The sequence below is a fragment of the Streptomyces sp. MBT53 genome (genome assembly GCF_016654115.1).
Classification (GTDB): domain Bacteria; phylum Actinomycetota; class Actinomycetes; order Streptomycetales; family Streptomycetaceae; genus Streptomyces.
Genome location: NZ_JAEQAZ010000252.1, coordinates 1 through 10,758 on the forward strand (window position 1 = coordinate 1; position 10,758 = coordinate 10,758).

General features: G+C 69.4%; 16 protein-coding genes and 1 tRNA gene. 13 read left to right on the forward strand and 4 right to left on the reverse strand.

The window, feature by feature from the left end:
• The first annotated feature begins 236 nt into the window (after positions 1-236).
• A complete protein-coding gene (locus tag JHN45_RS54255) occupies positions 237-359 on the forward strand; it encodes a hypothetical protein (protein WP_267930399.1) in 123 nt (40 codons plus the stop codon).
• Positions 360-383: 24 nt separating this feature from the next.
• Here JHN45_RS54255 and JHN45_RS46235 read toward each other — a convergent pair whose 3' ends face one another.
• Positions 384-1,895 carry a helicase HerA-like domain-containing protein gene (locus tag JHN45_RS46235; RefSeq protein WP_200715913.1) on the reverse strand — a complete coding sequence of 504 codons (1,512 nt, stop codon included), beginning with the start codon at positions 1,893-1,895 and terminating at the stop codon, positions 384-386.
• A gap of 105 nt (positions 1,896-2,000) precedes the next feature.
• On the opposite strand from JHN45_RS46235, the gene JHN45_RS46240 reads away from it, so the two are divergent.
• Complete coding sequence (locus JHN45_RS46240) at positions 2,001-2,297, forward strand: type II toxin-antitoxin system VapB family antitoxin (RefSeq protein ID WP_003999914.1); 297 nt, start codon at positions 2,001-2,003, stop codon at positions 2,295-2,297.
• Between the two features lie 121 nt (positions 2,298-2,418).
• The gene (locus JHN45_RS46245) at positions 2,419-3,042 is read left to right on the forward strand and encodes a LytR C-terminal domain-containing protein (protein ID WP_200715924.1); all 624 of its coding nucleotides are present in this window, start codon (positions 2,419-2,421) and stop codon (positions 3,040-3,042) included.
• Positions 3,043-3,151: 109 nt separating this feature from the next.
• Here the strand turns inward: JHN45_RS46245 and upp are convergent, their stop codons facing one another.
• A complete protein-coding gene (upp, locus tag JHN45_RS46250) occupies positions 3,152-3,787 on the reverse strand; it encodes a uracil phosphoribosyltransferase (protein ID WP_200715914.1) in 636 nt (211 codons plus the stop codon).
• A 96-nt stretch (positions 3,788-3,883) separates the two neighbouring features.
• Here upp and JHN45_RS46255 point away from each other — a divergent pair, with 96 nt between their 5' ends.
• The 4 genes from JHN45_RS46255 (at position 3,884) to JHN45_RS46270 (ending at position 5,496) form a co-directional block, all read left to right on the forward strand.
• Entirely contained in the window at positions 3,884-4,078 is a 195-nt protein-coding gene (locus tag JHN45_RS46255; protein ID WP_019073298.1) for a hypothetical protein, read from the forward strand.
• 244 nt (positions 4,079-4,322) lie between these two features.
• A complete protein-coding gene (locus JHN45_RS46260) occupies positions 4,323-4,856 on the forward strand; it encodes a hypothetical protein (protein ID WP_200715915.1) in 534 nt (177 codons plus the stop codon).
• 56 nt (positions 4,857-4,912) lie between these two features.
• Entirely contained in the window at positions 4,913-5,344 is a 432-nt protein-coding gene (gene tadA, locus JHN45_RS46265) for a tRNA adenosine(34) deaminase TadA (protein WP_200715916.1), read from the forward strand.
• A gap of 67 nt (positions 5,345-5,411) precedes the next feature.
• Positions 5,412-5,496 (forward strand) — tRNA-Ser (locus JHN45_RS46270).
• 66 nt (positions 5,497-5,562) lie between these two features.
• Here the strand turns inward: JHN45_RS46270 and JHN45_RS46275 are convergent.
• The gene (locus tag JHN45_RS46275) at positions 5,563-6,156 is read right to left on the reverse strand and encodes a hypothetical protein (protein ID WP_200715917.1); all 594 of its coding nucleotides are present in this window, start codon (positions 6,154-6,156) and stop codon (positions 5,563-5,565) included.
• Positions 6,157-6,341: 185 nt separating this feature from the next.
• On the opposite strand from JHN45_RS46275, the gene JHN45_RS46280 reads away from it, so the two are divergent.
• From JHN45_RS46280 to JHN45_RS46300, 5 genes are all read left to right on the forward strand, one after another.
• A complete protein-coding gene (locus JHN45_RS46280) occupies positions 6,342-6,518 on the forward strand; it encodes a hypothetical protein (RefSeq protein WP_200715918.1) in 177 nt (58 codons plus the stop codon).
• Positions 6,519-6,543: 25 nt separating this feature from the next.
• Positions 6,544-6,837 carry a Dabb family protein gene (locus JHN45_RS46285; protein WP_200715919.1) on the forward strand — a complete coding sequence of 98 codons (294 nt, stop codon included), beginning with the start codon at positions 6,544-6,546 and terminating at the stop codon, positions 6,835-6,837.
• A 172-nt stretch (positions 6,838-7,009) separates the two neighbouring features.
• On the forward strand, positions 7,010-7,858 hold the full coding sequence (locus tag JHN45_RS46290; protein ID WP_200715920.1) for an RNA polymerase sigma factor SigF: 849 nt from the start codon (positions 7,010-7,012) through the stop codon (positions 7,856-7,858).
• A 300-nt stretch (positions 7,859-8,158) separates the two neighbouring features.
• Positions 8,159-9,049: an RNA polymerase sigma factor SigF gene (locus JHN45_RS46295; RefSeq protein WP_019073292.1), complete on the forward strand. Its 891-nt coding sequence runs from the start codon at positions 8,159-8,161 to the stop codon at positions 9,047-9,049.
• Between the two features lie 351 nt (positions 9,050-9,400).
• Positions 9,401-9,844, forward strand: a complete 444-nt coding sequence (locus tag JHN45_RS46300; protein WP_200715921.1) for a GNAT family N-acetyltransferase — start codon at positions 9,401-9,403, stop codon at positions 9,842-9,844.
• Positions 9,845-9,867: 23 nt separating this feature from the next.
• On the opposite strand, the gene JHN45_RS46305 is transcribed toward JHN45_RS46300, so the two are convergent.
• Entirely contained in the window at positions 9,868-10,071 is a 204-nt protein-coding gene (locus JHN45_RS46305) for a hypothetical protein (protein WP_200715922.1), read from the reverse strand.
• 205 nt (positions 10,072-10,276) lie between these two features.
• On the opposite strand from JHN45_RS46305, the gene JHN45_RS46310 reads away from it, so the two are divergent.
• The coding region (locus JHN45_RS46310) for a MarR family winged helix-turn-helix transcriptional regulator (RefSeq protein WP_201055408.1) at positions 10,277-10,758 on the forward strand (482 nt) is incomplete at its 3' end.

Here is a 10,758-nt window from a genome sequence, read left to right on the forward strand (position 1 = left end):
TCCTCGACACGGCCACCGCCGCCCTACGGCCCTCCGCCCTCGCCGTCCACCGGCCCACCCCGCCCCTGCGCCCCGCGCCCGCCCCGGCGTCGTACGACCCCGAGGGCCGCGCCCTCCCCGCGCCGCACGGGCCGTCGTACACCCTGCGTGCCCAGCGCACCGTGGTCCTGCGCTGCTGACGGACCGACCGCCCCGAGCAAGGTCGGCCAAGTCCGTACGACGCGAGGAACACAGCCATGCCCATCGACCCGTACGCGGTCCTGCGCGCCCTGCTGCGCGCGGAGGCCGTACGCAACGCGCCCAAACCCGAGACGCGCGCACCCGAGCCGCAGCGGCCCCCGGAGGAGCCGAAGCGCTGATCCGACCGCGCGGCCCGGTGGGGGCTACCGCTTCCGCCGGGCCGTGCCGAACAGTGAACGGGTGATCTCGCGGCCGATCTGGGTGCCGACGGAACGCGCCAGGGACTTGAACATGCCGCTGCCGACGACCTGTTGGACCATCGACTCGTCCTCCTTGGCCGCCTTCGGAGAAGCCTTCGCGGGTGCTTCCTTGGGTCTCGGCGGCTCCGCCGCCAGCTTCTCGTACGCCGACTCTCTGTCCACAGCCTGTGCGTAACGGCCGTACAGGGACGAGGACTTGACCGCCTGGTCGAGGGTCGTCGCGTCGATCGGGCCCATCAGGGACTCGGGGGCGCGGAGGCGGGTGACGGCGACCGGGGTCGGGGCGCCGTTCTCGCTCAGGACGGTGACGACGGCCTCCCCCGTGCCCAGTCCCGTCAGGATCTCCTCCAGGTCGTAGGCGGAGTTCGGGAAGGTCTTCACGGTGGCCTTCAGGGCCTTCTGGTCGTCGGGGGTGAAGGCGCGCAGCGCGTGCTGGACGCGGTTGCCGAGCTGGGCCAGGACATCGCCGGGGACGTCCTTCGGGGTCTGGGTCACGAAGAAGACGCCGACCCCTTTCGAGCGAATCAGGCGGACGGTCTGCGTGATGGAGTCGAGGAAGGCCTTGGAGGCGTCGTTGAAGAGCAGATGCGCCTCGTCGAAGAAGAAGACGAGCTTCGGCTTGTCGGCGTCGCCGACCTCCGGGAGGTCGTGGAAGAGGTCTGCCAGCAGCCACATCAGGAACGTCGAGAAGAGCTGCGGTTTGTCCTGGACGGCGGGGAGTTCGAGGACCGAGACCATGCCCCGGCCGTCCGACGCCGTGCGCAGCAGCTCGCTCGTGTCGAACTCGGGCTCGCCGAAGAAGTCGGCCATGCCCTGCGCCTCGAAGGCGGTGAGGGAGCGCAGGATCACACCGGCCGTGGCGGTGGACAGGCCGCCGATGTTCTTCAGTTCCGTCTTGCCCTCGTCCGAGGTCAGGAAGGTGACGACGGCCCGCAGATCCTTGAGGTCGATCAGCTCCAGGCCCTTGGTGTCGGCGTAGTGGAAGATCAGGCCGAGGGACTGCTCCTGGGTCTGGTTGAGTTGCAGGACCTTGGAGAGCAGTACCGGGCCGAAGCCGGTGATCGTGGCGCGGACGGGGATGCCGTGGCCGATGCCGCCGAGGGCGTAGAACTCGGCCGGGAAGCCGGTCGCCGTCCACTGCTGCCTGACCTCGGCGGCCCGCCCCGCGACCTTGTCGTTCGCCGCGCCCGGCGCCGAGATGCCCGACACGTCGCCCTTCACATCCGCGAGGAACACGGGCACTCCCTGCGCCGAGAGCTGCTCGGCGATGAGCTGGAGCGTCTTGGTCTTGCCGGTGCCGGTGGCGCCCGCGACCAGGCCGTGGCGGTTGAGCATGGGGAGGGGGATGCGGATCTGTGCGTCGGGGAGACAGGCCCCGTCCCAGAGCAGGGCGCCCAGATCGAGTGCAGGTCCTGTGAAGGCGTACCCGGCGGCGATCGTCTCGCTGTCACTCATATCTGGCCTCGGTTCCCTTTTTGCCCGGCTTTGCGGCATCTTTTCCAGCGTCGCACTCCGTCTCCATGGCTGCGCCCGGAACGTCATGACCGGTAGGCTTTCCGTGTGATCTTCAAGCGCATCGGAAACGGCCGGCCGTACCCCGACCACGGCCGGGAAAGCACCCGGCAGTGGGCGGATGTCGCGCCGCGCCCGGTCCGCCTCGATCAGCTGGTGACGACCAAGGGCCAGCTCGACCTGGAAACCCTCCTCGCCGAGGACTCGACCTTCTACGGCGACCTCTTCGCGCACGTCGTGAAGTGGCAGGGCGACCTGTATCTGGAGGACGGCCTGCACCGCGCGGTCCGCGCCGCGCTGCAGCAGCGGCAGGTGCTCCACGCGCGCGTTCTCGAGTTGGACTGACTCACTCCGGTAGACCGTTGACCCTTTCGGGTTGGTCTCGGCGCTGTCGAATGATCATCTAGTAGGCATCGTCGCCCGGGCGCACTACGCTGCGCTCATGAGCATGCTGACTCCCCCAGGCATGGGCGGCCAGTACCGGATCACGGGGGACAAATACCCGCGCATGCGCCGTCCGCGGCGTCGCGGGCGGCTCGTCCTCATGGTGGTCGCGTCCGTCGCCGTGGTCGGTGTGGGCGGGTGGGGCACGTTGCAGCTCATCGACGTCTTCACCGGCGGCGGCAAACAGGCCGCGGCGGCCGGTCCCAAGGCGGACTGCGCCTCCAAGGTGAGCCCCTCGCCCCGTACGAACGCCGCCGTCCCGAAGCCCGCCCAGATCACCGTGAACGTCTACAACGCCACACCCCGCAGCGGCCTCGCCAAGTCGACCGCCGACGAACTCAAGAAGCGCGGCTTCAAGATCGGCGACGTGGGCAACGCGACCGCGCAGTTCGACAAGAAGGTCAAGGGCACCGGCATACTGCTCGGCCCCGCCGCCTCCCTCGACACCTCGCTGCCCGTCCTCGCCACCCAGCTCACCGGCGCCGAGCGCCGCACCGAGGCCACCCGCAAGGGCACCGCCGTCGACCTGATCATCGGCACCGCCTTCAAGGACCTCACGGCGAAGGCCGCGGCCGACAAGGCCCTGGCCGCACTGAGCGGGCCCGCCGCACCGACGGCCAGCGCCTCGGCGAAGGCGTGCTCGTAGCCGTAGCCGTAGCCGTAGCCGTAGCCGTAGCCGTAGCCGTAGGGCAGCACACGCGCAGATTCCCGTACGGCAGGTAAGAGCCGTACGGGAATCCGGTGTTGAGCGAGTGCTACTCCGCGGCGCCGTACAGCCGGTCGCCCGCGTCGCCGAGGCCCGGGACGATGTAGCCGTGCTCGTTCAGGCGCTCGTCGACCGAGGCCGTCACGACCGTCACCGGGGTGCCCGCGAGCTCGCGCTCCATGACCTCGACGCCCTCGGGGGCGGCCAGCAGGACCACGGCCGTCACGTCGTCCGCGCCGCGCTTGATCAGCTCGCGGATCGCCGCGACCAGGGTGCCGCCGGTGGCCAGCATCGGGTCCAGGACGTACACCTGACGGCCCGAGAGATCCTCCGGCATGCGCGTGGCGTACGTGGAAGCCTGCAGCGTCTCCTCGTTGCGCACCATGCCCATGAAGCCGACCTCGGCCGAGGGCAGCAGCCGGACCATGCCGTCCAGCATGCCGAGGCCGGCCCGCAGGATCGGCACCACCAGCGGGCGCGGGTAGGACAGCTTGACGCCCGTGGTCGGGGCGACCGGCGTCGTGATGTCGACCTGTTCGGTGCGCACGTCGCGCGTGGCCTCGTAGGCGAGCAGGGTGACCAGCTCGTCGGCCAGGCGGCGGAAGGTCGCGGAGTCGGTGCGCTGGTCGCGCAGCGTGGTGAGCTTGTGGGCGACCAGGGGGTGGTCGACGACGTGGAGACGCATGTCCACAACAGTAGCCGCCACTGCCTGTCTGCTCGCGCTGGCATCAAACCGCCCGTCCGGGGGAAAGTGGGAGGGACGGACCGGGGTGGTGAGCCGATGCCTGACCGTGAGTCCCGAGAGGACCCGTCGCAGCACGAGAGCCGGGAGACCGATGCCGAGCGCAGACGGCGCCGGGCACAGTTCCTGCGCGAACTGACCGAGGCCCGTGAGCTGCGCGACCGCGTCCAGCCCCGGCGCGCCAAGGCCGCCCGGCTGCGCCACGCCATGCGTATGCGAACCTTCCGCTGGTGATTGAGGCCTGTCTCACAGGACCTTGTAAGGCCAACCGGGTGCGTGTGCACGGCGATCGCCGCGTACGATCCCGCTGGTGGTCGATCAAACACGGGCGGACACAGGGAGCCGAAGACGTCCCCTGAACGCCTTGTTTCTGCCACGATTCCGAGTGGGTGGGGCTCGGAGCACGAGCTCTCCCCGCCCGTAACCTCCGCCGGGGGGACCCCCAACCGGCACGCCTAAGACCAGTGGGAGAGTCACGGTGTACTTCGCCGCACTGCTCGCGCGCACCGAAGACGGGTGGGAAGCGAGCGACACAGAGCTCGACGATGTCGAGAGCCTGTCGGATCTGGCCGAACTGGCCCGTGAAGCCTCGCCCGAGGACGACACGGTGCTGGTGCTCATCGAGCAGGAGGACGCCTGGTTCGGCGTCGTCCGCATCGACGGCGAGGACGACCCCCGGATCTACGTCTCGGACGCAGCTGCGGCAGCCCGCAGCTCGTACGGCGAGATCCTGCTCACGGACGAGCTGCTCGGAAGGGATCCGGACGCCGACGACGTCGTCGATCTGGACTCCCTCGACCTCGACGGCACCGAGGACGGTGACTCCGAGGATGACGACGACGAGGACGGCACCTCGGCCGAGGCCGTTCCGCACAGCCCGGTCGGGGACAGCCAGATCCTCGACGACCTGGGCGTCGGCGAGAAGGAGCTGCGCCTCCTCGACGCCGACGACGCGCTGAGCTCCATCGCCGAGGCCCTGGGGGCCTCGGAGGTCCTGGAGACCGTCCGCTGACCGCGGCACGCACAGAAGGGCCTTGGGACCCGGTACGCGACCGCTGGCGGGCCGCGATGCGGCTCGCCCTGGACGAGGCCGGAGCGGCCGCCCGGGGCGGCGACGTCCCGGTCGGCGCGGTCGTACTGTCCCCGGACGGTACGACCGTGCTCGCCACCGGCCACAACGAACGCGAGGCCACCGGCGATCCGACGGCGCACGCCGAGATCCTCGCGATCCGCCGGGCCGCCGCTCACGTCGGTGAGTGGCGGCTGTCCGGCTGCACCCTCGTCGTCACCCTCGAACCCTGCACGATGTGCGCGGGCGCGCTCGTGCAGTCCCGGGTCGACCGGGTCGTCTACGGCGCCCGCGACGAGAAGGCCGGCGCGGCCGGCTCGCTCTTCGACGTCGTCCGCGACCGGCGGCTCAACCACCGCCCCGAGGTGATCGGGGACGTCCTCGCGGACGAGTGCGCGCACGTCCTCACGGAGTTCTTCCGGGACCGCTAGCAGGTTCGGTGGCGGGGCCCGAATACCGATTTCAAACCACACCCCACCTTGTTGTAAGGTCTCTCTCGGTAGCGTGTCCGAGCGGCCGAAGGAGCTCGCCTCGAAAGCGAGTGTGGCGCAAGTCACCGAGGGTTCAAATCCCTCCGCTACCGCAGATGGTTGAAGGGTCGGCCCCGATGGGGACCGGCCCTTCAGCACGTTCCGTCCCGGTTTCCGTCTCAGTCGGCCGCCGAGGCAGGATGACGCGACATGGAGAGCCACGCCGTCTCCATGAACTCGGTGTGCAGACGAGCGAGCCTCCCGCGCAACAGCTCCTCCTCGGCCCGCGCGGCAGCCACCGCCGAACCGTCCGTGTCGAGAAACGCGTTGAGCCAGGCGTCGACACACTCCCTGTGATTCTCGACCAGCCTCTTCAGCTCCTGCGCGCACTGCCGGACGTCCTCCGCCGCGACCAGCCGCACCTGGAAATAGGCGTTCCTGAAGTCGGTCACGGCCTGCCCGCAGGCTCCGCCCAGCTCACCCATGAGTTCCCGGAGTTCCCGCTCGATCGCCCGCGTCATGTTCGACGCATGGATGGCGTACGAGACGTAGGCCGACAGGAAAGCCCTGCACGCTTCCAGAACCTGCCCGCGAAGCCAGTGGCCGTGGTCGGTGACCGCCTGGTCGTGGACCTGCCTGGCGGTCGCCCTCGCCGCCGTCTCCGCCCCGATACGTGCTCCCCTGGTCGCGGCCAGGCCCCCGATGGCGGCGCCCCCGACCGCCCCGACGAGTCCTACGCCGGCAGCCACGAGCGCCACAAACCCTTCATCCATGGAGACAGGATGTAGTCGTACAGCCACCTTCGGTGAGGATTCCCGGATTTCGGCGGGCGGCTCGCGACAACAGCCCTTCACCTGGGGGTCGTTGATCCCCGATTGATCCAAAAAACGGTCGTGAAGGTTACACTCACCGCCGGCAACAGGGGGCCCACGGGCACGAAGTCACAGGGGAGGCCGCGATGGCGGTGAACGCGAAGAAGATCGCCGTCTATGTGCTCGTGGTCTTCGCGCTGTACGTGATCATCACGAAGCCCGCCAAGGCGGCCGACTACGTCCAGATAGGCTTCGAAGGCATATCGGACGCCGCGAAGGCCATCGGCGACTTCATGACCTGGCTGGCCGACGGGGCGCACTAGCCAACCACCACCCGGGAGCGCGCAGATGATCCGCCACCTCGTCCTCTTCAAGCTCAACGAGGGCGTCCAGCGCGACGACCCGCGGGTGGTGGCGGGCGTCGAGGCGTTCCGCCCGCTCGGCGACCTGATCGAGGAGCTGCGCTCCTGGGAGCTGGGCTGGAACATCAGCGACCGCCCCATCGCCTACGACTTCGCGATCAACTCGTCGGTCGACGACGCCGACGCCCTGAAGCGGTACGTCGAGCACCCCGCGCACCAGGCGGGCGTCGTGCTGTGGCGCGAGTTCGCCACCTGGGTGATCGCCGACTACGAGATCTGAACGCACCGCCGAGAAGCCCCCCGCCGTGACGGCGGGGGGCTTTTGCGCGCCCAATGCCCCAACTTGCCCGTCAACACGGCCTAACAAGGTATTAGTCGGTGCTTGCACACAGTGCACATGTCTTGTGATGCTATGACCGCTTTTGACGGATGAGTTGACCTATTGAAGAGGTGTGGCGTTGACCGTGTCGGCCAGTACAGCGCCGCCTCAGGAAGAGGCTCCCGCCCAGCCCCCGGCGGCAGCCGCTCCGCCGCGCAGCCGCGGTGCCGACACCCGGGCCCTCACCCAGGTGCTGTTCGGCCAGCTCAAGGGGCTCCAGCCGGGTACGCCGGAGCACAACCGGGTGCGCGGGGCGCTCATCGAGGCCAACCTCCCGCTCGTGCGCTACGCCGCCGCCCGCTTCCGCTCCCGCAACGAGCCGATGGAGGACGTCGTCCAGGTCGGCACCATCGGTCTGATCAACGCCATCGACCGCTTCGACCCGGACCGGGGCGTGCAGTTCCCGACGTTCGCGATGCCGACCGTCATCGGTGAGATCAAGCGCTACTTCCGTGACAACGTCCGCACGGTCCATGTCCCGCGCCGGCTGCACGAGTTGTGGGTGCAGGTCAACGCGGCGACCGAGGATCTGACGACCGCCTTCGGGCGCACTCCGAGCACCGCGGAGATCGCCGAGCGGCTGCGCATCGGCGAGGACGAGGTGCTGTCCTGCATCGAGGCCGGCCGCTCGTACCACGCGACCTCCCTGGAGGCCGCCCAGGAGGGCGACGGACTGCCCGGCCTGCTGGACCGGCTCGGCTACGAGGACCCGGCCCTGGACGGCGTGGAACACCGCGATCTGGTCCGCCATCTCCTCGTCCAACTCCCCGAGCGCGAACAGCGGATCCTGCTCCTGCGCTACTACAGCAATCTCACCCAGTCACAGATCAGCGCGGAACTCGGCGTCTCCCAGATGCATGTCTCACGGCTGCTCGCGCGCAGCTTCCAGCGGCTGCGCTCCGCGAACCGCATCGAGGCATAGCGACACAGCGGCGTAGCGGCGTAGCGGCGGAACCGAAAGCGCTGGCGAACTGTCACCGGTACGAACGAATCGCCCACCAGGGCGGTTCCCGACAGTTCTGGCCTGAAAAACCGTCAGACCCCCTTTTTCCAGGGCTGTTTCGTAACAGACAAGTCGACATGTCACTACAGCGTGTTGCCGACATGTGACATTCTGCCGGAAGCGCGTTTGCCGTGGCCCAGGCTCCGGTATTCAGGTGAAGGCACCGCTCCCCAGACGGGGGCGATCGCCGCGACCGTCCCGCGACCCAAAGGGGGTGGCATGTCCGCAGACCAGGGCAGCTCGAAGGTGCTCACGCTCACCAAGAGCGAGGCTGAGCCCGCACTCGACGCCGTTACGGTCCTCGAGGCCGTACCCGCCGTACCGGCCCCGGCCCTCCCGACCACGGGAGCCATCGACACCCGCACCCTGTCCCGCTCCCTCTTCCTGCGGCTCGCCGCACTCGACGAGAACAGCCCCGAGCGCGGTTACGTCAGGGACACCCTCATCGAGCTCAATCTCCCGCTGGTGCGTTACGCCGCCGCGCGTTTCCGCTCCCGCAACGAGCCGATGGAGGACATCGTCCAGGTCGGCACGATCGGCCTGATCAAGGCGATCGACCGGTTCGACTGCGAACGCGGGGTGGAGTTCCCGACGTTCGCGATGCCGACCGTCGTGGGTGAGATCAAGCGCTTCTTCCGCGACACGTCGTGGTCGGTGCGCGTCCCTCGCCGGCTCCAGGAGCTGCGGCTGGCCCTCACCAAGGCCAGTGACGAGCTCTCCCAGAAGCTGGACCGGTCGCCCACCGTGCCCGAACTCGCCGCGGTCCTGGGCGTGTCCGAGGAGGACGTCGTCGACGGCCTCGCGGTCGGCAACGCGTACACGGCCTCCTCGCTCGACTCCCCGGCCCCCGAGGACGACGGCGGCGAGGGCTCCCTGGCGGACCGCCTCGGCTACGAGGACACGGCCCTGGAGGGCGTGGAGTACCGGGAGTCCCTGAAGCCCCTCCTGGCCAAACTCCCGCCCCGCGAGCGCCGGATCATCATGCTGCGCTTCTTCGCCAACATGACCCAGTCACAGATCGGCGAGGAGGTCGGCATCTCCCAGATGCACGTCTCCCGCCTCCTCACCCGCACCCTGTCCACCCTGCGCGAGGGCCTGATCTCCGACTGAACCCCTTGAACCCGCCGCCAAGGGTTCCTATGTGACGAAGCGTCAGTCAGTCTCCATGGCCCGACGCGTCGTCCCACACGGACAACTGGCCGCCGAGGCGCCCCACTGGGCGCGTCGGCGGCCGTCGTGTGCGTGACGCCGACCGCGGGCGCGGGCGGCAACTCCGGGGGTATGGCGGTGTGTTCGGGGCGTCTCAGCTGAGTGGTTCTAAACCCTGGGCCCTGCAGCGCCCCAAAGGGGCGCGGAGCTGTATCGACATGCGGCTCCGCCGCGTGGGCGCGACCGGCCACGACGGCGCCGCAGCCGATCGACGACGGACCGCGCGTCGGCGCGATCGATAGGCTCCCCGCCATGGACGTACAGGTGGGGGTCGCGCGCGAGGCGACCGACGAACTCGTGGGCGCCTTCTGCCGGTTGCTGCCGCAGTTGTCCTCGACGGCGGAGCCCCTCGACAGGGCCGCGGTCGAGCGGCTGGTCTCGTGCGCGACGAACACGGTGCTGGTCGCACGGGCGGAGGGCACGGTCGTCGGCACCCTGACGCTCGTACTGTTCCCGGTGCCGTCCGGCCTGCGCGGGCGCATCGAGGACGTGGTCGTAGACACCGCGGCCCGAGGCCGGGGCGTCGCCGCCCTGTTGACCGACGAAGCGCTGCGGATCGCCCGCGAGGCCGGTGCCCGTACCGTCGATCTCACCTCGCGCCCCGACCGCGCGGCGGCGAACCGGCTGTACGAGCGGCTGGGCTTCCGGGTGCGGGAGTCGACGGTCTACCGGTTCCCCGTGGGGCCGGACCGGTAGCCGCTCGAGTCAGGACGTCGGTGTTACATCATCGCCAGGTACACCACCGCCGCCACGACCAGCACGACGACGACGACGCCGACGATCAGGCCGATACGCGGTCCGGCGGGAGCGGCGGCCTGCTGCTGCCGGCCGCCCTGGGGGGTCTCGTCGACGAAGGCACGGAACATCTGGGTGCTGCCGGCGGGGTCGTAGTTGCCCTCGGGGCCCTGGGTGTTGTTTGCCATGGGCCGAGACACTAGCGAATCCCCGGGGGACACCCAAGTGCGGGGCTTCGCGCAGCCGTTCCCACCTGTGGGTTTACGGTCAGAAATACTTGCCTTTGCCAACTTTTTATGCCACACCCACCCCGTTTTATTTGCCTGTAGCAACCAACCTCTCTTATGGTTGCCCCAAGCAACGAACATGAACATGGAGGGTAGGGGAGGTGTGATGGCCGAGCGGACGCAGTACGAGGAGCTGATGCGTCAGTTCAGTGCCTTCGGCGCCGTACGCAGGGAGCTGGGACGGATCCTGCCGTCCGACTGCCCCAGCGGCTCCGCGGCCGTACTGACCCTGCTCGGCCGGCACGGCGCCATGCGCATGAGCAAGCTCGCGGAGCTGCTCGCCGTGGACATGTCCGTGACCAGCCGCCATGTCGCGCACGTCGCCGACCGCGGCTGGATCGAACGGTCCGCCGACCCCTCGGACAAGCGCTCCCGCATCCTGCGCCTCACCCCCAGCGGCCAGGTCCGGCTCGACGAACTCTCCCGGCGCACCGCCCAGTTGCTCGCCGACCGGCTGAGCGGCTGGAGCGACGACGAGGTCGGACAGCTGATCCGGCTGATGGCCCGGCTGCGCGCCGACTTCGGCGACTGCCGTACCACGACGCACTCGGCGCAGCCCCCGCCCGCCGAAACCCCCCGTTCCGCATT